General features: G+C 71.6%; 17 protein-coding genes. 11 read left to right on the forward strand and 6 right to left on the reverse strand.

Features of this window, described 5'->3' with window-relative positions; all coding sequences use genetic code 11:
* Positions 1-196 precede the first annotated feature (196 nt).
* The gene (locus ACFVZH_RS11755; RefSeq protein ID WP_384895761.1) at positions 197-610 is read left to right on the forward strand and encodes a hypothetical protein; all 414 of its coding nucleotides are present in this window, start codon (positions 197-199) and stop codon (positions 608-610) included.
* Positions 611-647: 37 nt separating this feature from the next.
* A complete protein-coding gene (locus ACFVZH_RS11760) occupies positions 648-1,568 on the forward strand; it encodes a hypothetical protein (protein ID WP_384895763.1) in 921 nt (306 codons plus the stop codon).
* Between the two features lie 12 nt (positions 1,569-1,580).
* Here the strand turns inward: ACFVZH_RS11760 and ACFVZH_RS11765 are convergent, their stop codons facing one another.
* On the reverse strand, positions 1,581-2,867 hold the full coding sequence (locus ACFVZH_RS11765; protein ID WP_384895765.1) for a geranylgeranyl reductase family protein: 1,287 nt from the start codon (positions 2,865-2,867) through the stop codon (positions 1,581-1,583).
* A gap of 146 nt (positions 2,868-3,013) precedes the next feature.
* Between ACFVZH_RS11765 and ACFVZH_RS11770 the strand changes: the two genes are divergently transcribed.
* Both ACFVZH_RS11770 and ACFVZH_RS11775 read left to right on the forward strand, forming a co-directional pair.
* Complete coding sequence (locus ACFVZH_RS11770) at positions 3,014-3,742, forward strand: peptidase inhibitor family I36 protein (RefSeq protein WP_384895767.1); 729 nt, start codon at positions 3,014-3,016, stop codon at positions 3,740-3,742.
* Positions 3,733-5,184, forward strand: a complete 1,452-nt coding sequence (locus tag ACFVZH_RS11775; RefSeq protein WP_384895769.1) for a phosphodiester glycosidase family protein — start codon at positions 3,733-3,735, stop codon at positions 5,182-5,184. Before ACFVZH_RS11770 ends, ACFVZH_RS11775 begins: the two co-directional genes overlap by 10 nt.
* Before the next feature lie 25 nt (positions 5,185-5,209).
* On the opposite strand, the gene ACFVZH_RS11780 is transcribed toward ACFVZH_RS11775, so the two are convergent.
* The 4 genes from ACFVZH_RS11780 to ACFVZH_RS11795 form a co-directional block, all read right to left on the reverse strand.
* Positions 5,210-5,905 (reverse strand): demethylmenaquinone methyltransferase, encoded by a 696-nt coding sequence (locus tag ACFVZH_RS11780; RefSeq protein WP_384895771.1) that lies wholly within the window; start codon positions 5,903-5,905, stop codon positions 5,210-5,212.
* A gap of 64 nt (positions 5,906-5,969) precedes the next feature.
* Complete coding sequence (locus ACFVZH_RS11785) at positions 5,970-6,569, reverse strand: hypothetical protein (protein WP_384895772.1); 600 nt, start codon at positions 6,567-6,569, stop codon at positions 5,970-5,972.
* Positions 6,570-6,574: 5 nt separating this feature from the next.
* Positions 6,575-7,774 (reverse strand): cyclic dehypoxanthinyl futalosine synthase, encoded by a 1,200-nt coding sequence (gene mqnC, locus ACFVZH_RS11790; protein ID WP_384895774.1) that lies wholly within the window; start codon positions 7,772-7,774, stop codon positions 6,575-6,577.
* A gap of 390 nt (positions 7,775-8,164) precedes the next feature.
* On the reverse strand, positions 8,165-9,037 hold the full coding sequence (locus tag ACFVZH_RS11795; RefSeq protein ID WP_384895776.1) for a menaquinone biosynthetic enzyme MqnA/MqnD family protein: 873 nt from the start codon (positions 9,035-9,037) through the stop codon (positions 8,165-8,167).
* A gap of 306 nt (positions 9,038-9,343) precedes the next feature.
* Here ACFVZH_RS11795 and ACFVZH_RS11800 point away from each other — a divergent pair, with 306 nt between their 5' ends.
* Complete coding sequence (locus tag ACFVZH_RS11800) at positions 9,344-9,547, forward strand: cold-shock protein (RefSeq protein ID WP_015035453.1); 204 nt, start codon at positions 9,344-9,346, stop codon at positions 9,545-9,547.
* 155 nt (positions 9,548-9,702) lie between these two features.
* Here ACFVZH_RS11800 and ACFVZH_RS11805 read toward each other — a convergent pair whose 3' ends face one another.
* Positions 9,703-10,539, reverse strand: coding sequence for a M23 family metallopeptidase (locus ACFVZH_RS11805; protein ID WP_384895778.1), 837 nt, complete (start codon positions 10,537-10,539; stop codon positions 9,703-9,705).
* Positions 10,540-10,681: 142 nt separating this feature from the next.
* On the opposite strand from ACFVZH_RS11805, the gene ACFVZH_RS11810 reads away from it, so the two are divergent.
* The 6 genes from ACFVZH_RS11810 (at position 10,682) to ACFVZH_RS11835 (ending at position 20,144) form a co-directional block, all read left to right on the forward strand.
* Positions 10,682-11,083 (forward strand): DUF1992 domain-containing protein, encoded by a 402-nt coding sequence (locus ACFVZH_RS11810; RefSeq protein ID WP_384895780.1) that lies wholly within the window; start codon positions 10,682-10,684, stop codon positions 11,081-11,083.
* A gap of 63 nt (positions 11,084-11,146) precedes the next feature.
* Positions 11,147-11,656, forward strand: coding sequence for a DUF664 domain-containing protein (locus ACFVZH_RS11815; protein WP_384895782.1), 510 nt, complete (start codon positions 11,147-11,149; stop codon positions 11,654-11,656).
* 119 nt (positions 11,657-11,775) lie between these two features.
* On the forward strand, positions 11,776-13,017 hold the full coding sequence (locus ACFVZH_RS11820) for an FG-GAP repeat domain-containing protein (protein ID WP_384895784.1): 1,242 nt from the start codon (positions 11,776-11,778) through the stop codon (positions 13,015-13,017).
* Positions 13,018-13,175: 158 nt separating this feature from the next.
* Positions 13,176-15,437: an FG-GAP-like repeat-containing protein gene (locus ACFVZH_RS11825; RefSeq protein ID WP_384895785.1), complete on the forward strand. Its 2,262-nt coding sequence runs from the start codon at positions 13,176-13,178 to the stop codon at positions 15,435-15,437.
* A 65-nt stretch (positions 15,438-15,502) separates the two neighbouring features.
* Entirely contained in the window at positions 15,503-17,821 is a 2,319-nt protein-coding gene (locus tag ACFVZH_RS11830; RefSeq protein ID WP_384895787.1) for an FG-GAP repeat domain-containing protein, read from the forward strand.
* Positions 17,822-17,849: 28 nt separating this feature from the next.
* A complete protein-coding gene (locus tag ACFVZH_RS11835; protein ID WP_384895789.1) occupies positions 17,850-20,144 on the forward strand; it encodes an FG-GAP repeat domain-containing protein in 2,295 nt (764 codons plus the stop codon).
* Positions 20,145-20,163: the final 19 nt, after the last annotated feature.

Here is a 20,163-nt window from a genome sequence, read left to right on the forward strand (position 1 = left end):
TGCGATCGTCCGGTAACCGCATCAACAGACAGTGAAATCGCGCCAGTTGCGGGGCGTAAACCGTGCCTTCTCTGGCCCAAAGAGTCGTAGACCGATGCTCATTCATGACGTGTACTTCTCAATCGGCGCCGCATGGCCCCCTGGTGTCACACGGCTCCGTCCCGTCCCTCTCCCCTCGCCCCGAAAGGCCCACGCCATGCAGAGCACGGTCGTCCGACGCGCCCTCAGCACCGTGGTCGCCCTCACCGCCCTCGGCGCGGGCGTCCTGGCCGGCGGCGGCACCGCCGCGGCCTCGACCAAGGACGGCGAGCTGGAACTCCGCGAGTTCGGCCTGTACTACAACTCGTCGCTGATGGGCTCGGTCCTCGACCTGTACCTGGCGGACTCGAACCTCGCCGACGACCGCTTCCCCGGCTACGGCTCCGGCCAGGGCCAGATCGTGGACAACAACGCCGCCTCGTACTTCAACCGCGACCGGGTCGTCTGGTACGTCTACACCGGCTCGTTCGCCGGAGGCGTCGAGGGCAGCCTCCCGGCGAACTACTACGGCAACGCCTCCGCGACGTTCAAGAACCAGGTCTCCTCGGCGTACCACTACAAGGCCCGCTGACCCGCCCCTCGTTCGCCCGCCCCACCGGAGCAGCCCCATGCGCCCCCGCGCCCCGCACTCCGCCGCCGCCCTCCTGCTGGGCGCGGCGCTCCTCACCGCCTGCGCCTCCGGCACCGGCGGCCCGTCCGCTCCCGCCCCACCGCCCGAGGTGACGGACGCGGCCCGGCTGACGTACCCCCTGGACGGCTACAAACCGACGGACGAGGAGAGCCGCGGCATCGAGAAGGCGCAGGCGCTGCTGACCGCCGACTGCATGCGGCGCTTCGGCCTCGCCTACCGGCCGCCGGAGCAGCCGAGGCCGGCCCGGTCCGGCACCGCCTCCCGCTACGGGCTCACCGACGCGGCGACCGCGTCCCGGTACGGCTACGCGCCGCGCGGCGGGGCGGTGCCGCCGGGGAAGGCGCCGGAGGACGACCTCGGCCCCACGGGCGAACTGGTCCTGGGCGGACCGCCGCTCAAGGGCCCGATCCCGATGAGCCTGGCGGAGTCGGAGCGGACCGACAGCGGTCGGCGGGTCAACGGGCGGAAGGTGCCCGTCGGCGGCTGCGGCCGCGAGGGCTTCCTGCGGATGTACGCGCCGCGGGAGGGCGCGGTCGACGCCCTGTTCGTCTTCCAGCTGGAGACCGAGGCGTTCTCGCGGGCCCGGCAGGACCCGGATGTCGTGCGGGCCGTCGGACAGTGGTCGCGCTGCATGGCGGAGAAGGGCTACCGGAGCGACGACCCGGTCAGCCCCCAGCAGGACCTCGGGCTCTCCGCGGACACGCTCGGCGGGCCGAAGGCGATCGCCGCCGCCGAGCAGGACGTGGCCTGCAAGAAGCGGAGCAACCTCGTCGGCATCTGGTACGCCGCCGAGGTCGGCCACCAGGAGCGGGCCGTCGACCGGCACGCCGAGGCCCTGACCCGGGCGAAGTCGGAACTCGACGCCCGGATCAGGCTGGCGGCGGCGCGGAACGGCTGACCGCGCCCCGGCTCATGCCTTCGGCGCGACCTTCGACAGGCCGTTGATGATGCGGTCCATGGCGTCGCCGCCCGTCGGGTCCGTGAGGTTCGCGAGCATCTTGAGCGTGAACTTCATCAGCAGCGGGTGGGAGAGGCCGTGCTGGGTCGCGACCTTCATGATCTTCGGGTTGCCGATGAGCTTCACGAAGGCGCGGCCGAGCGTGTAGTAGCCGCCGTAGGTGTCCTTGAGGATCTGCGGGTAGTTCCGCAGGGCCAGTTCGCGCTGGGCGGGGGTCGCGCGGGCGTGCGCCTGGACGATGACGTCGGCCGCGATCTGGCCCGACTCCATGGCGTACGCGATGCCCTCGCCGTTGAACGGGTTGACCAGGCCGCCCGCGTCGCCGACGAGCAGCAGGCCCTTGGTGTAGTGCGGCTGGCGGTTGAAGGCCATGGGCAGCGCGGCGCCGCGGATGGGCGTCGTCATGTTCTCCGGGGTGTAGCCCCAGTCCTCCGGCATGGAGGCGCACCACGCCTTGAGGACCTCGCGCCAGTCCAGCTCCTTGAAGGCGGAGGAGGAGTTGAGGATGCCGAGGCCGACGTTGCAGGTGCCGTCGCCCATGCCGAAGATCCAGCCGTAGCCGGGCAGGAGCCGGTCCTGCGCGCCGCGCCGGTCCCACAGCTCCAGCCAGGACTCCAGGTAGTCGTCGTCGTGGCGGGGGCTGGTGAAGTACGTCCGCACCGCCACGCCCATCGGGCGGTCCTCGCGCCGGTGCAGGCCCATGGCGAGGGAGAGCCGGGTGGAGTTGCCGTCGGCGGCGACGACGAGCGGGGCGTGGAAGGTGACCTCGCGCTTGTCCTCGCCGAGCTTGGCGTGGACGCCGGTGATCCGGCCCGTGCGGTCGTCGATGATCGGGGCGCCGACGTTGCAGCGCTCGTACAGCCGCGCGCCGGCCTTCTGCGCCTGGCGGGCGAGCTGCTCGTCGAAGTCGTCGCGCTTGCGGACGAGTCCGTAGTCCGGGTACGAGGCGAGGTCCGGCCAGTCGAGCTCCAGGCGCATGCCGCCGCCGATGATCCGCAGGCCCTTGTTCCGCAGCCAGCCGGCCTCTTCGGAGATGTCGATGCCCATGGAGACGAGCTGCTTGGTGGCACGGGGGGTGAGGCCGTCGCCGCAGACCTTCTCGCGGGGGAACGCGGTCTTCTCCAGGAGCAGGACGTCGAGTCCCGCCTTGGCCAGGTAGTACGCGGTGGTGGAGCCGGCCGGGCCCGCCCCGACGACGATCACATCTGCGGTGTGCTCGGAGAGGGGCTGCTCGGTCACGGCGGGGTCTCCCGAAGATTCGGCGATGAGGACGTATCGCAGTCTATGGCGGGCGGACGCGGCGGAAACGGAGGGTCGGCCCTACGCTTCCCCCCAGGGTGAACACGCGTTCCCTTTCGCCCTGGGTGACGGCACGATGATCGTCCGTGACCGACTTCCGCATCGACCTACGGCGCGGCGCGCTGATCACAGCCGCCCTCGCCCTCCTCTGCTCGCTGTTCCACGTGCTCCCCGCGAACGCCGAGCCCACCCCCTTCGCCGACTGCCCGGCCGCCACCCTCTGCCTCTACTCCGGAGCCGACGGGACCGGCGAGCGGCGGGACTTCACCGACCGGCAGAACCTGGAGAGTTACGACCCGGCCTGGGACGGCAGGACCCTGTCGGCGAAGAACAACACCGCCCTCTGGGCCTGCGTCTACGGCGACCCCGCGTACGGCGGCGTCCTGCAGACCGTCAAGCCGACCAACCCGGACGCGTACGCGGCCGGCGCCGTCCGCTCCCACAAGCTGGTCCCGACCCGCGCCCGCTGCTTCACCGGCTACGAGCGCTGCCCCGACAACCGGGTCTGCACCTTCACCGAGCCCAACGGCCGCGGCGCGATGACCGTCCACCTCCCGAAGACCGACCCGGCCACCCGGAACTACGGGAACGGCTACGGCACCGGCGCCATGCCCAAGTCCGTCTGGAACCGCACGCAGAAGCACGTCTGCTTCTACCCCGAGCCGACGTTCACCGGCGGCTGGACCGACCCGGTCGACTCCCGGAAGTACGGCGCGTACGTCGTCCTGCGCGGCGACAGCACCACCGTCCCGGCGCCGTTCGCCACCTCCATCCGCTCCCACGAGCTCGTCGACGGAACGGCGGAATGCCAGTGACCGGGAACCGCCTCCGCCCCTGGGTGGCCGTCGCCGCCGCGCTCGGCGCCGCCCTCACCCTCACCTCCCCCGCCGCGCGCGCCGACGAACCGGCGCCCGCTCCCCCCACCCACTGGACGAAGGACGCCACGGTGGTCACCCTCACCGCCGGCGTCACCCGCACCACCTGGCACGAGAAGGTCCTCGCGGACGGAACGAGCCCCGAGAACCGCGCCAAGCCCCGGATCCTCCAGATCGTCGAGATCGACCCCACCGCCGGGGCGCTCACCCTGGAGACCACCATCGGAACGAGCGGCGGATCGGCCGAGAAGGTGATCGACCAGCTCACCCAGGTCTCCACCACCCCGGCCCGCCGCCCGTACGCGGGCGTCAACGGCGGCCTCTTCCAGCCGGAACCCGCCGGGGCCGGCGTCGCGGACACCGCGGCGCACTCCAGCGTCTCGGCCACCGACGGCGTCCTGCACAGCTCCAGCTGCTGGAACGGCGGGAAGGGCAGTACCGGTGCGGTGATCCAGTACGGCACCCCGTACATCACCAAGCTCCTCACCGACCTGAAGCTGATCGGGCCCTCCGGCGAGGACGTGCGCGTCGACGACTTCAACCGGACCCCGGGCCGGCCCCCGCACTGCGCGCGTGACGACGAGGACACGCTGGTGAGCACGAAGCCGAACGTCTACACCGACCCCGACGAGATCGTCGTGTTCACCGACGACTACGGCCTTCCCGTGCCCAGGCCCGGAACCGACCCGAACATCGCCGCCACCGCCGACCCCGGCTTCGAGGTCGTCGTCGACGCGCACGGCGTCGTCACCAAGGTCCGCGAGGGCCGCGGCGGAACCACGGTCCCGGCGGGCGGCCGCGTCATCCAGGGCATCGGCACCGGGGCCCAGTGGCTCCGCGACCGGCTCGCCGTCGACGACCGGGTGACGATCGACCAGAAGCTCCGCGACGTCACCCTGGCCCGCGACATCCCGCTGGACGACTCGGTCGACGTCGTCAGCTCCTTCCACCAGCTGCTCCACGACGGATCGATCCCCAAGGAGCTGCCCAACACGTGCAGCGAGCCGAGGATCGGCAAGAACGGCACGGATCCGATCTGCATCGACTCGCGCACGGCGCTCGGCACCAACGTCTATGGCCGCACGGTGCTCGTCACCCTCAGCGGCGAGACCGACCCGACCGGCGCGTACACCGAGACCAACGAGGACGGCGCCTACCTGCGGGACTTCGCCACCCTCCTGCACGACCCCGCGCTCGACCTCCGGATCATCGACGCCATCAACCTGGACGGCGGCGGCTCCACGACCCTGGTGACGCGGCTGCCGACGGGCCCGGTCGTGAACACCCCGCCGACGGACCGGCTGAACGGCGCGTACGTGCACCGGAGGGTGGCGGACTCGGTGTACGCCGGAGTCGGCGGCTACGGCATGTACGCCAAGTAACCGCCGCGAAGTAACCGCCGACCGGTCAGACGGCCTTGAAGCCCCGGTGGAGCGCGACGATGCCGCCGGTCAGGTTCCGCCAGGCCACCTTGGACCAGCCGGCCTTCTGGAGCATGCCCGCCAGGGTCGGCTGGTCCGGCCAGGAACGGATGGACTCGGCCAGGTACACGTACGCGTCCGGGTTCGACGAGACGGCACGGGCCACCGGCGGCAGCGCGCGCATCAGGTACTCCTCGTAGACCGTGCGGAACGGCGCCCACGTGGCGTGCGAGAACTCGCTGATGACGACCCGGCCGCCGGGCTTCGTCACCCGGTACAGCTCGCGCAGCGCCTGGTCGGTGTCCTGGATGTTCCGCAGCCCGAAGGAGATCGTCACCGCGTCGAACACGTCGTCGCGGAAGGGCAGCTTCGTGCCGTCGCCCGCCGTGAACGGCATCCACGGGTGGTTCTTCTTGCCGACCCGGAGCATCCCGAGCGAGAAGTCGCACGGCACGACGTACGCGCCCGCGCGGGCGAAGGGCTGCGAGGAGGTCGCCGTGCCGGCCGCCAGGTCCAGGATCTTCTGCGCCGGGCGCGCGTCGACCGCCTTCGCGACCTCCTTGCGCCAGCGGCGATCCTGCCCGAGGGAGAGCACGTCGTTCGTGAGGTCGTAGTTCGCCGCCACGTCGTCGAACATCGTGGCGACTTCGTGCGGCTGCTTGTCCAGGGATGCTCGCGTCACCCGGCCCATTGTGGCAGCCGCCCGAATCCTCCCTCGTACCGCTTCGGCCTTTCGGCCCCGGAGGCTACCGCCGGCGGAACACCAGACGGCCGGCGATCACGGTGGCGACGCAGGTCGAGGGGCCGAGGCGGACCAGGGAGGCCCGGTCCGGGACGTCGAAGACGGCGAAGCGGGCGGGGGCTCCCGGGATCAGGCCGGGCAGCAGGATCAGGGGCGCCGGAGAGAAGGACGGCCGGCCGGGGAGCTTGTCCGGGCGGCGGCCGACGGCGAGGCCGGCGCGGCGCACGGCGTCGACGGCGGCCCGGTCGCGGAGTTCACCGGCGACGGCGACCGTGCCGTGGGCGAGGAGCCGCTGCACACCGCGGCGCGCGGAGGCGCCGCGGCGGGAGGGGTCCATCCGGAAGATCCGCTGCGCCCGCTCGCCGGGGATCGGCTCGGTGCCGAACCCCTCGGCCTCCCGGGGGTCCGGGTGGTACATGCCTTCGAGCAGCTCGGGCGCGAACGGGTTGAGGATTCCGGGCGTGAGGATGCCGGGCCAGCGGCGCACCCGGGCCTCGGGCCGTACGGCGACGAGGTCGTCGTACGGGCCGACGGCGGCGATGTGGTCGCCGTCGACCAGGACGGCCGTCTCGGGGGTCGCCTCGGCGACGTGGAGGGTGAGCACGCGCGTCAGTTGGCGTCGAGGAGCTTCAGCTCGGGGTGGGCCGTGCCGCCCTCGATCGCCGTGGAGGAGATGTGGGAGGCGACGCGCTCGTCGACCGGGTCGTTCGCCGGGTCGTCGTGGACGACGATGTGCTCGTACGTGGTGGTGCGCTGGGCCGGGACGCGGTCCGCCGTGCGGATCATGTCGATCATCTCGCGCAGGTTGGAGCGGTGCTTGGCGCCCGCCGAGGAGACGACGTTCTCCTCCAGCATGATCGAGCCGAGGTCGTCCGCGCCGTAGTGCAGGGTGAGCTGGCCGATCTCCTTGCCCGTGGTGAGCCACGAGCCCTGGATGTGGGCGACGTTGTCGAGGAAGAGCCGGGCGATCGCGATCATGCGCAGGTACTCGAAGAGCGTGGCCTGCGTGCGGCCCTTGAGGTGGTTGTTCTCGGGCTGGTACGTGTACGGGATGAAGGCCCGGAAGCCGCCCGTCCGGTCCTGCACGTCACGGATCATGCGAAGGTGCTCGATCCGCTCGGCGTTGGTCTCGCCGGTGCCCATCAGCATGGTGGAGGTGGACTCGACGCCCAGCTTGTGGGCGATCTCCATGATCTCCAGCCAGCGCTCGCCGCTCTCCTTGAGCGGGGCGATCGCCTTGCGCGGCCGCTCGGGGAGCAGCTCGGCGCCGGCGCCGGCGAAGGAGTCGAGGCCGGCCGCGTGGATGCGGGTGATCGCCTCCTCGACGGAGACGCCGGAGATGCGGGCCATGTGCTCGACCTCGGACGCGCCGAGGGAGTGGATGACCAGCTGCGGGAAGTCCTTCTTGATGGCGGCGAAGTGCTTCTCGTAGTACTCGACGCCGTAGTCCGGGTGGTGGCCGCCCTGGAACATGATCTGGGTGCCGCCGAGCTCCACGGTCTCCGCGCAGCGGCGCAGGATGTCGTCGAGGTCGCGGCTCCAGCCCTTCTTGGTGTCCTTCGGCGCGGCGTAGAAGGCGCAGAACTTGCACGCCGTCACGCAGACGTTCGTGTAGTTGATGTTCCGCTCGATGATGTACGTCGCGATGTGCTCGGTCCCCGCGTACCGGCGGCGGCGCACCGCGTCGGCGGCGGCGCCCAGCGCGTGCAGGGGCGCCGAGCGGTACAGGTCGAGCGCCTCCTCGGGGGTGATCCGGCCACCCGCGGCGGCGCGGTCGAGAACGGACTGGAGTTCGGCCTTCTCGGTCACCGGGTGCGTCCCTTTCGGAGGGGTTCTGATCGACCGAACCAGCCTACGCCAGCGGTCCCCGCCGCTTCCGCAGGGTGTCCGGTGAGCGGCCCGGGGGCTCCGGCCGGCGGCGCGCCCATTCCGAGCGGGGGGCGAATAGCCGGTGAATTGCCGGGGCCGGGCGAATACCCCGGGACGGGAGCCCGGCATTCCGCGACACCGCCGCCGGGCCGGAGCGGGGGGCATTCCATGACATCGGCGCCGGGGCCGGAGCGGCGGAATGCCCGGGCTCCGGCGCCGGGGCGCGGGGCGTGCCATTCCGCGGGCGGCCGGAAAGGCACGGCCGGGGCGCCGGGGGCGTACCGGTATTACTTTCGCGTGCAATTCCGGGCGCCCGCGGCGCCGGGACGGCTATCGGGGCTCGGGCGGCAGCAGCTCGACGGCGACGTCGGCCGGGTAGCCGGTCGTGGCGCCGGTCCTGCGGGCGAACTCGCGGACGCCGGCGAGCTGCTCGGGCCCGAAGCGGAAGTCGAGGGTACGGAAGTACCGCTCCAGGAGTTCGGCGTCGAAGGTCTCCCAGCGGGCCGCCTGCTCGGCGACCTTGGCGACCTCTTCGAGGGAGAGGTCCCGCGAGGCCAGGAACGCCTGGTGCACCTCGTGGACGATCTCCGGCTCCCGCGCGAGGAAGTCCTTGCGGGCGGCCCACACGGCGAAGACGAAGGGGAGGCCCGTCCAGTCCTTCCACATCTGCCCGAGGTCGTGCACCTGGAGGCCGAGCCGGGGCGCGTCGTGCAGCGAGGCCCGGAGCGCGGCGTCGCCGATGAGGACGGCCGCCTCCGCCTCCTGCATCATCAGGCCGAGGTCCGGCGGGCAGGTGTAGTAGTCGGGCGCCACCCCGAACCGCTCGGAAAGCAGCAGCTGAGCGAGGCGCACGGACGTGCGGGAGGTGGAGCCGAGCGCCACGCGCGCGCCGTCCAGCTCCTCCAGGGGCCGCTGGGAGACGATCACGCAGGACATGACGGGGCCGTCGCAGCCGACGGCGATGTCCGGGAGCGCGACGAGGTCCGACGCGTTGCGGAGGTACTCGACGAGGGTGATGGGGCCGATGTCGAGATCGCCCCGGACGAGCCGCTCGCTGAGCTTCTCCGGGGTGTCCTTCGTGAGCTCGAGATCGAGGAGCGTTCCGGTCCGTGCGAGCCCCCAGTAGAGGGGCAGGCAGTTCAGGAACTGGATGTGTCCGACGCGAGGCCGGCTGCGCTGGTGGTCATCGGTTGCATTGTCCACATCGTGAGGCTAGACCCGTCTCACGGCGTGGGCATCGCCGGGGCGCGGGCGCGCCGTCGCGGGGGTGTCGGCGGGGCCTCGCCGGGGGCACGCGCGTCAGCGCGGGGGAGAAGATCAAACATGCGGGTGACGTGATCTTTCCCTCTACCGCCGCGAGCGTCCTGCGTGCTACGCTCAACGCAAGTTGCAGTTTGGTTTCCCTTGCAGTACAGAGCCTGCGGAGCATGTGACCCGCAGGCTTTTGTAGTTTTCAGACTTGTTTGCAGGTTCTGGAGCAGGGCGACCCTTTGGCCCATAGGAGGGCTCATGGCTACCGGAACCGTGAAGTGGTTCAACGCTGAAAAGGGCTTCGGCTTCATCGCCCAGGACGGCGGCGGCCCGGATGTCTTCGTCCACTACTCCGCGATCAACGCGAACGGCTTCCGTTCGCTCGAGGAGAACCAGCTCGTGACCTTCGACGTCACGCAGGGCCCGAAGGGCCCGCAGGCGGAGAACGTCTCCCCGGCCTAAGGTGCCTGGGTCGGCGAACACGCACGACTAGAGCAGTACCCAAGGAGCCCCGCTCCGTGCCTCCGGGCACGAGCGGGGCTCCTGCCTTTTCCCGGGCGGGGCTCCTGCCCTTCCGAGCGGGCTCCTGCTTTCCGGGCGGGGCCGCCCCGGCGGGATCAGCAGGTGGGGATGACGGTCCCGTTGTTGTCGCGGGCCTCGTCGTTGCCCCAGCGGGACAGGTAGTAGGCGGAGACGTACGCCCCGGACCCGTTCTTCCCGGCGTAGACGGTGTCGAGGTCGGTCCTGAGCCACCAGTGGTTGTAGCTGCCGGAGCCGTCGCGGACCTCGGCGCCCCAGACCTTGCAGTACACGTAGTTCGTGCCGGCGTTCAGCACGCCCTGGGGGGAGGCGGTGTTCGCCTGGGCATAGCCGGTGGCGTTGGCGAAGGTGTCGACCCAGTACTTCCCGCTCCCGCCGCCCGAGCAGCCGTTGTCGCTGGTCAGGGACTTCGAGCCGTAGGAGCCGGGGTAGGGCGCGAGGGAGGCGCCGTTGATCACGATGGGCTGGCCGACACCGTTGTAGAGCTGCTCGTAGTGGATGTGGGCGCCGGAGCTGTTGCCGGTGGTGCCGGTGATGCCGATCTGCTGCCCCTGGGCGACCTGGGCGCCGTCGGCGACGGAGTAGGCGCTCAGGTGGAAGTAGTACGTCTTCCAGCCGCTGCCGTGGTCGATCACGATGTAGTTGCCCGCGCCGGTCGGCTGGGAGTAGCGGTGGGCGGTGCCGGACGCGGAGGCCAGGACCGGGGTGCCGGCCGTCGTGCCGCCGTCGGAGCGGATGAAGTCGAGCGCCTGGCGGACCTCGGCCGAGTGGTGGCTGTAGGTCCAGGTCTGGCCGCACGGGTACGGCGCCTTGAAGACCGGGGCCGCCTGGGCGGGGCCGGCCGTGACGAGCGCGGTGAGCAGGCCCGCGACGAGCGCGAGGAGGGTGCCGAGGGGGGTGATCCGTGCACGCATGCGTCCTCCGGTGAGGGGGGGTGGGGGTAAGGGGGACAAGGGTCGACGCGCGTTGAACGGACCACAGCGTGCCGGAAGATCGCGTGCCGCAGTAGCCCGCGAAAACCACACCCGTACCGCCTTGATTACGTAGGCTGGACACATGACCGAACGGAAACCGCCCGGCATCGACTTCGAGTCATTCGTGGACAAGCAGATCCGCGAGGCCGCGGAGCGCGGCGAGTTCCGGAGCCTGTCGGGCTTCGGCAAGCCCCTCCCCGACGACTCGGCCCCCTACGACGAACTGTGGTGGATCAAGGGCAAGATGCACCGCGAGGGCGCGTCCGTCCTGCCGCCCTCGCTCGCCCTGCGCAAGGAGGCCGAGGACGCGGTGGAGGCGGTGGCCGCCGCCGTCTCGGAGCGCCAGGTCCGGCGCATCCTCGGCGAGATCAACACCAAGATCGCCGAGGCCCTCCGCCGCCCGCCGGCCGGTCCGCCCCTGAACCTGACCCCCTTCGACGTCGAGGCGACGGTGGAGCGGTGGCGGGAGGAACGGGCCTCGTAGCCGCCTGCAGCCGGGGGGCCCGGGCCGAGAGGCCCGTCGAGAGGTACGTCGAGAGGAGCCCCCATGAACAGCGCCGCCCTGCTGGTCGACTCGTTCGGCCGGATCCGGGAGGTCGTCCACGAGGCCGTCGAGGGCCTCACCGACGAGGACCTCGCCGCCCGCGTCACCCCGGACGCCAACTCCGTCGCCTGGCTCGTCTGGCACCTCACCCGCATCCAGGACGACCATCTCGCGGACGCCTTCGACACCGAGCAGCTGTGGATCTCGGACGGCTGGGCCGCCCGCTTCGCCCTGCCCTTCCCCGAACGCGCCACCGGCTACGGCCAGACGAGCGCCCAGGTGGGGAAGGTCCGCGCCCCGGGAGACCTGCTCCTCGGCTACCACGACGCCGTGCACGCCCGGACCCTCACCCTGGTCGGCACGGTGACGAACGCCGACCTGGACCGGGTCGTCGACACCCGCTGGGACCCGCCGGTGACCCTCGGCGTACGCCTTGTGTCGGTGATCGCGGACGACCTCCAGCACGCGGGTCAGGCGGCGTACGCACGGGGTCTGTTGAAAGCGAAAACGTAGCGCAACCATCGAGGGTCCCCACGTGTCTGACGGTACGACACGTGGGGATCCCCACGTGTGCTTGCCGGGGGCGCCGCTGACCGCACGCCGCGCCCTCTCCGGGGGAGGAACGTTTCATCTTGCCGAGCACCGCTGCATCCCGCCGCCGCCTCGCCGCGGCCGTCACCGTCACCCTGGCCGTCACGCTGGCCGCCGGCACCGTCGGGGCACCGGTGTTCGCCGCGCCGGTCGCCGGTGCGTCGGCGGGCGCGGCGAACGCCGTCCTGCGCAGCCGGATCGAACTGGTCGGGCACACCGTGCCCGCGGTCGCCGACCTGGACCGGCCCGGCCCGTACAAGCTGACCTGGACGTTCGGACCGTACATCCCGCGGGGCACCGTCGAGATCCGGCACGTGAAGTCCGGCCGCGTCCAGTCGCTGACGGGCACCTTCCAGGGATCGAGCCTGGCCGAGATCGACCTGCAGAACCCCTCCACCGGGGTCGCGTTCCCCAACGGCGACTACACCTGGACGGTCGACGTCGAGGAAGCCTCTCCGGAGGCGGGCACGACCAACCTCCCGCTGAAGGTGTCCGGCACGTTCAGGATCACCCGGAAGACGAAGCCGCACGACTTCGACGACAACGGCTCCGCCGACCTCCTCGCGCGGGACGCGAGCGGCACGCTGTGGAGCCGTCAGGGGCTCGGCGACCCGCTGAAGGTGGGCACCGGCTGGGGCGTGTACGACCGGATCGAGGCGGCCGGGAACCTCGGCGGCTCCGCCGTCGGCGACGTCGTCGCCCGGGACAGGACCGGGGTCCTGTGGCTGCACAAGGGCATCGGCGACGGCCGGTTCGCGAACCGGATCCGGGTCGGCACGGGGTGGAACACGTACGGCCTCCTCGCGGGCGGCAGCGACGTGACCGGCGACGGCCGGCCCGACCTCCTCGGCGTCAACGCGGCGGGCGTCCTCTGGGTCCACCAGGGCACCGGCCGGGACACCGCCCCCTTCGCCGCCACGCGCAAGAGCGCCGGCACGGGCTGGGGCGTCTACAACGAGATCGCGGCCGTCGGGAACGTCGCCGGAGCGGCCGCCGGGGACCTCGTCGCCCGTGACAAGGCCGGTGTCCTCTGGCTCCACCTCGGCAAGGGCGACGGCACGTTCGCGCCGCGCGTCCGGATCGGCTCCGGCTGGAACGAGTACACCCGGCTCGTCGCCGTCGGCGACGCCGACCGCGACGGCCGCAACGACCTGGTCGCCCACAGCCCGGTCGGCGACAAGGTCTACCTCTACTCCGGCACGGGCAGCTGGAAGGCCCCGTTCAAGGGGCGCGCGAGCACCCCCTTCCGCTCCGAGGGCGCCACGTACGACCACTGGTCCTGATCGCGCGCGTCCCACCCGGCGGGGCGCCCGCGCCGGCCGGGGGGGGGACGGACCGAATCCGGCCGCACGGCCGTACAACCACTTCCGCACACGAAGAGTCTCATCGGGCGGGGTGCGCACTCGTGTGCGAGCCTCCCGCTACTCCCAGGGGGAAATCCTTGCTTTCCGTACGCTCCACCCAGCGGCGTCTCGGCGCATCCGTCGCCACCGTCCTCGCCGTGACGCTCGGCGCGGGCGCGCTCGCCGTTCCCGCGGCCGCGGCGCTCCCGGCGGGCGTGACCGGGGTGACCCAGCAGGACGCGGACACCGTCGCCTTCCCGGGCGGCGCCGCCCTGATCGCCGCCTCCGGCACGACCGGCTTCCTCAGCTACGACAAGACGGTCCCCGAGTACCGCTGGACGCCGTACGACGGCGGCGCGTCGACCGTCCTGCCCGGAAACCTCTCCGCCATGGGCGCCGGCAGCGGCGACCTGGTGGCCACCCGCGAGGCCGACAGGGCCTCACTCCGCGACATGAAGACCGGCACCACCGCCCTCAGCATCTTCCTGGGCACCCTCGACGGGCCCGGCGGAACCGGCAGCGTCACGGTGACCTTCGGCGGGGCCGCCGGCTCCGCGCTGTTCACCAACGTGACGACCGACTCCGGCGTCTCGCTGGTCCTGCACGCCAAGGACAAGAGCCCCGTCACCGTCACCGGCCTGCCCGCCGGCGCGAAGTCGGCCAACGTGCGCCCCGGCACCGCCGAGCACGCCCTCGTCACCTACACCACCGCCGCGGGCGCCCGGCACCGGGCGCTGCTCGACCTCGCCACCGGCGCGGTGACGGAGACGTACGAGACGCCCAAGACCGCCGAGTTCGGCGACGTCGCCGTCTCCGCGACCCGGATCGCCTGGGTCGAGTACGACACGAACACCCACACGGCCCGCGCGGTCGTCCGCACCCGGGGCACCGGTACGAGCGCGGACGACACGATCGTCCCGCTCGGCGAGACCTGGACGCTCGCCGCGATCGAGATCGGTCTCGTCGGCGACCGGCTGACCTCCTCCCAGCGGGGCGGCCTCGACTCCACCGCGCCCGACCCGCTGCACGCCCTGACCGCCCACAGCCTCACGGGCGGCGCCCCGGTCCCGCTGCTGGACCACATCACGTCGGCCGTCGCCACGGCCGACGGCGGCCAGCTGGTGCGCGGCGGCCGGATCGCGGACGGCGAGGGCCTCTACCGGATCGCCCCGGGCGAGGACGGCAAGCCCACCGCCACGCTCGTCGCCTCCACCGGCAAGCCCACCGGACTCGCGTTCACGAAGCCCGCGGACGTGCCCGCCACGGTCGACCTGGACCCGTACCGCGGCAACGTCACCTTCAAGTGGTTCCTGAACCGCGGCAACGCGGACTACCGGGTGACCCTCCGTCATGTCCGGACCGGCAAGAGCATCACCGTGGCCCGGCCCCAGGTCGGGTCCGACCTCGTCGCCCACCTCGACTGGCGCGGCGACCTGTTCAGCGAGTCCGGGCCCGTCCCCGACCTCAGCGCGTACAACGGCGCGTACACCTGGGAGATCACCTCCAAGCCGCTCAACGGCATCGGCGACCCGATCACGGCCCAGGGCACCTTCACCGTCGTCCGCAAGGCCAACCCGCACGACTTCGACGACAACGGCTCCCCCGACCTGCTGTCGCGGGACACGAGCGGCGTCCTGTGGCGGGACAGCACCTTCGACAGCCCGTACACGCGGCAGATCACCTCGCACCGCAGCCGGATCAGCGGCGGCTGGCAGATCTACGACCGCATCGAGGCCGCCGGCGACATCGCCGGCTCGACCGTCGGCGACCTCGTCGCCCGCGACAAGGCCGGCGTCCTCTGGCTCTACCAGGGCGACGGCCGCGGCAGCTTCGCCACCCGTACCCGGATCGGCGGCGGCTGGCAGGTCTACGACCAGATCGCGGCCGGCAGCGACCTGAACGTCGACGGCCGTCCCGACCTCGTCGCCACCGACAAGGCCGGCGTCATGTGGCTCTACAAGGGCACCGGCAAGGCCACCGCCCCCTACGCCGACCGCGTCCGGGTCGGTGCCGGCTGGAGCATCTACAACCAGCTGACCGCCACCGGCGACATGTACGGCGTCGACGCCCCCGCCGGCGACCTCGTCGCCCGCGACAAGGCCGGCGTCCTCTGGCTCTACGAGGGCGACGGACGCGGCAGCTTCCGCACCCGCATCAGGATCAGCGCCGGCTGGAACGTCCTCTCCGACATCGTCGGCTCCGGAGACGTCAACCGCGACGGCATCCCCGACCTCGTCGCACGTGACGCGGTCAACCACCACGTCTACGCGTACATCGGCTTGCACGTGAAGAACCAGCCGCTGAACAAGCCCTTGCTGACGGGACTCGACGCGAACAAGGCGTACAACCTTTTCTCCTGATGAATCGTCTGATCAGGTGGTACGCACGCTTGTGCGTACCACCTGATCAGACGCAGGAGTAGAACGTGCCCTCTGGCTCCGCACGCGGCCACCTCGCGACCACGATCGCCACCGTCCTCGCCCTCACGGCGGGCGGAGCCCTGGCGGTCGCACCCGAGGCGACGGCGGCCCCTGCGACGACCTCCGCACCGTCCGCGAGCCCGGCGACGGACCCGCTGCCCACCTTCGAGGTCCCGCGCTACGTGCACCTCGTCACCTCGGGCCCGAGCGGGTTCCTCGGCTCCACCGAGCAGTACGACGCCACCGAGGAACTCGTCCCCACCTACCGCTGGTACCGGGCGGACGGCACCTCGACCCGGATCGCGACCGGCGGCTCCGGAAGCACCGCGGCCCCCAACGCCCTCGCCTCCGACACCGTGACCGTGCTGAACGCGAACCGCCGGGTGATCGAACTCCGCGACATGGGCGCGCCCGCCGGTACGGCGCCGGTCGTCATCGACCTGAACACCCTGGGCTCCACGTACAAGTACGTGGCGACGATCGGCTCCACCGTCCTCGTCCAGGTGGGCGCCTCGAACGGCCCCAAGAAGCTCCACCTCCTCTCCAAGAGCGGCACCACCGTCACCGACGACGAGATCATCGGGCTCCCCACCACGTTCGGCGGCGCGCTCTCGGTGAAGGCCACGCCCGGCACGGCGGTCGTCTCGTACTACCCGACCGACGGCTCGGACCGCACCGGCGTGGTCGTGATCAACCTGGCCACGAGCGCGACGAGCCGCGCGTACCCGCTCCTGGCCGACGGCGACAGCGGCTACCAGGAGCAGAGCGTCTCCCGGACGAAGCTCGCCGTCTGGCAGGGCGAGAACCTCGTCGTGACCGACCGGACCACCGGCACGGACACGACGATCACCGTCGGCCAGGACTCCACCCGGCGCCGTCCCGCGCTCCTCGGCCTGCTCGGGGACTGGATCACCTACGGCAAGTCCACCGACACCGACGACGGTTCGGGGCCTCCCGGTGGCGCACTGGAGCCGCTCACGGCCCGCTCGCTCACCGACGGCCGGACCGTCACGCTGCTCTTCCGCGCGATGGGCCCCCTCGTGCCCACGGCGGACGGCGGCTTCCTCGTCCGCGGCCAGGCGTACATGGAGCGCGAGGGCGTCTACCGCATCGCGCTCGGCGCGGACGGAACCCCCACCGCCGCACTCGTCGCCACCCTCGGAGCTCCCCCCGCGCTCACCCTCGTCAAGACGAACATCGGGTCCGTCGTCAACCTCGACGTCCCCATCAGCCTCTACAACCGGGGCGTCCCTCTGTACTGGCTGATGTCGAGCGACCGCTTCCACGGCCAGGTGGAGCTGACCCACAAGCAGAGCGGGCTGCGGTACACCACCACGCTCGACATGGAGCAGTACGGCCCGAAGCTCTCCCTCGTCTGGCCCGGCACCTTCGACGACACGGGCAAGGCCGCGTTCAACGGCGACTACACGTGGAAGGCCAGCGTCTACACGAGCGACGGCTTCGACCCGGACCTGACCTACACCGGCGACTTCAAGGTCGTCCGCACCCCGAAGATCCACGACTACAACGACAACGGCTCGCCGGACCTGCTCTTCCGCGACAGCCAGGGGAACCTGCGGCGCAGCGACACCATGTACAGGAACGTCGCCTACCCCGACGCCAAGGTCACGACGCCGGAAGCGCCCGCCCTCATCGGCGGCGGGTGGCAGACCTACTCGCTCATCGAGTCCGTCGGCGACGTCGCCGGGACGAACGCTCCCGACGTCATCGGCCGCGACGCCGCCGGTGTCCTCTGGCTCCACCAGGGCACCGGCAGCGAGAAGAAGCCCCTCGCCGACCGCGTGCGCATCGGCGCCGGCTGGAACACGTACAACCGGATCACCGGCGGCGGCGACCTCACCGGCGACGGCCGCGCCGACGTCCTCGCCACCGACAAGACCGGCGTCATGTACCTCTACAAGGGCACCGGCAAGCCCTCCGCCCCCTTCGCGACCCGCATCAGGCTCGGCGCCGGCTGGAACACCTACACCCAGGTCACCGCCGTCGGCAACGTCGCCGGAGCCGCCGCCGGCGACCTCGTCGCCCGCGACACCGCCGGTGTCCTCTGGCTCTACCTCGGCAACGGCAACGGCACCTTCGCCGGCCGCCTGAGGATCGGCGGCGGCTGGAACCAGTTCACCCGCTTCATCGGCATCGGCGACGCCACCAGGGACGGCCACGCCGACCTCTACGTCTCCGGCCCGAACAACGTCGCGTACGTGTACCAGGGCACCGGGAGCTGGCGCACCCCCTTCGACGCCCGCTTCTCCACCGACCCGATCGCCCCGAGCAACGCCACCTACCGCGTCAACCACGTCTCCTGACGGCCCCGAACCCAGAGGAAACGATCCCTTGACCCGCTCCCGCCCCGCCCGACGACAGCTCACCGCCGCCGTCATCACCGTCCTCGCGATCACCGCGGGCACGGCTTTCACCACCGTCCCGGCCACCGCGGCCCCCGTGCCCGGTACGGTCTCCGCCGCCCCGGCGGCGGACACGCAGCCGGGATACAACGTCCCGGCGGACGTGAACGTCGTCAGCTGGGGCCGGAGCGGATTCCTCGGCTCCAGCTGGCGCTCCCTCTACCCCGAGGGCGAGATCACCGAGTACCGCTGGTACCGGCCGGACGGCACCTCGACCCACCTCGCGCGGTCCTACGGGGACATCGTCATGACGCCCGACCTCGCCGTCTCCGACGTCGTGACGAAGACGTCGTACCACTCGGACGGCGAGGTGGTCGAGCTCCGCGACATGTCCGCGCCTGCCGGTACGGCCCCGGTCGTCTTCGACCTCAGGAAGCCGGGCTCCACGTACAAGTACGTGGCCACGGCCGGCTCCACGATCCTCGTCAAGGCGGGCCCCCCGAACGGCCCGAAGGAGCTCCGCCTCCTCTCCAGGAGCGGCAGCGGCTTCTCCGAACGCAAGATCACGGGTGTCCCGGCGACGTTCGGCGATGCGGTCTCGGTGACCGGCGCGCCCGGCACGGCCGTCGTCTCGTACATCCCGGTCGGCTCCGACTGGACGAAGACCGCGGCGGTGGTGATCGACCTGCCCGCCGGCGCGGTGACCAGGACGTACCCGCCGCTGACGTCCGGCACCAGCGGGTACGGGAGGCGCGCCGTCTCCCCCACGAAGCTCGCCGTCTGGCAGGACGCGAACCTCGTCGTCACCGACCGGGCCACCGGCACGGACACGATGATCGCCGTCGGCCAGGCCGAGAACTACTCGGTCCTCGATCTGCTCGGCGACTGGATCGCCTACGGAAAGTCGACCGAACCCGGCGGGGGGACGGCCGGTGACCCCCTGGTGCCGTTCACGGCCCGCTCGCTCACCGACGGCCGGACCGTCACGCTGCTCGACCACGCGTCGTGGATCACGCACGGCCCGGACGACACCCTCCTCGTGCAGGGCGCAACAGCAGGGAAGGGCGAGGGCGTCTACCGGATCGCGCTCGGCGGCGACGGCACCCCGACCGCCGAACTCGTCTTCTCCACCCGCAAGTCGACCCCGCTGTCGATCCTGTCGACGGACTTCGACCCCGTCGTCGACCTCGACGCCCAGCGGAACCGGCTCCACATGGACTGGTCGCTGACGCACAGCGACTTCTCCTACACCCTGGAGCTGGTCCACAAGGAGACCGGCGAGCGGTTCGTCCACACCGGCCGGAACGACCCCTACTCCTTCGGCAGGCTCGCCTTCGTCTGGGACGCCGCCTCCGCCCCCGCCGGGAGCAACACGGCCGACGACCCGTTCAACGGCGACTACACCTGGAACCTGACCGTCAAGCCGGACGGCGGCGTCGGCCCCGACGTCCACGCCACCGGCGCCCTCAAGGTCGTCCGCAAGCCCACGATGCACGACTTCAACGACAACGGCTCACCGGACGTGCTCTTCCGCGACAGCCTGGGCTACCTGCGCGCCACCGACACCACGTACGACACCCGGACCAAGAAGGTCGTGCCGACGCACACCCACGAGACCATGGGCTGGGACTGGGGGCGCTACAAGCTGATCGAGTCCGTCGGCGACATCGCCGGGACGAACGCACCCGACGTCGTCGCCCGCGACGCCGCCGGCGTCCTCTGGCTCCACCAGGGCACCGGCGGCGAGGAGAAGCCCGCCGCCGCCCGCGTCCGCATCAGCGCCGGCTGGAACATCTACCACCAGCTCGCCGGCGGCAGCGACGTCACCGGCGACGGCCGCGCCGACGTCCTCGCCACCGACACCGCCGGTGTCATGTGGCTCTACAAGGGCACCGGCAAGGCGACCGCGCCCCTCGCCAACCGCGTCAGGATCGGCGGCGGCTGGAACATCTACAACCAGATCACCGCCGTCGGCGACATCGCCGGAGCCCCCGCAGGCGACTTCGTCGCCCGCGACAAGGCCGGCGTCCTCTGGCTCTACCTCGGCAAGGGCAACGGCACCTTCGCGACCCGTTCGAGGATCGGCGCCGGCTGGAACGCGTACAGCCAGCTCGTCGGCATCGGCGACGCCACCGGAGACGGCCGCGCCGACCTCTACGCCTACGGCCCGCACAACACCTCGTACGTCTACGCGGGGACCGGCAGGCCGTCTTCACCGGTCGAAGGGCGGAGGCCCACCGACCTCCTCCTCAACACCGAGGCCCCCGTCAACCACGTCACCTGACAGCTCGTGACGGCCCCCG

Origin of the sequence: Streptomyces sp. NPDC059534 (assembly GCF_042743475.1) — a bacterium.
Taxonomy (GTDB): Bacteria; Actinomycetota; Actinomycetes; order Streptomycetales; family Streptomycetaceae; genus Streptomyces.

What these genes read in the sequence shown, in the direction of transcription:
- ACFVZH_RS11810 (WP_384895780.1), top strand. Translation starts at nt 10,682, where the DNA reads ATGACCGAACGGAAACCGCCCGGCATCGACTTCGAGTCATTCGTGGAC.
- ACFVZH_RS11805 (WP_384895778.1), bottom strand. Translation starts at nt 10,539, where the DNA reads ATGCGTGCACGGATCACCCCCCTCGGCACCCTCCTCGCGCTCGTCGCG.
- ACFVZH_RS11755 (WP_384895761.1), top strand. Translation starts at nt 197, where the DNA reads ATGCAGAGCACGGTCGTCCGACGCGCCCTCAGCACCGTGGTCGCCCTC.
- ACFVZH_RS11800 (WP_015035453.1), top strand. Translation starts at nt 9,344, where the DNA reads ATGGCTACCGGAACCGTGAAGTGGTTCAACGCTGAAAAGGGCTTCGGC.
- ACFVZH_RS11760 (WP_384895763.1), top strand. Translation starts at nt 648, where the DNA reads ATGCGCCCCCGCGCCCCGCACTCCGCCGCCGCCCTCCTGCTGGGCGCG.
- ACFVZH_RS11775 (WP_384895769.1), top strand. Translation starts at nt 3,733, where the DNA reads ATGCCAGTGACCGGGAACCGCCTCCGCCCCTGGGTGGCCGTCGCCGCC.
- ACFVZH_RS11815 (WP_384895782.1), top strand. Translation starts at nt 11,147, where the DNA reads ATGAACAGCGCCGCCCTGCTGGTCGACTCGTTCGGCCGGATCCGGGAG.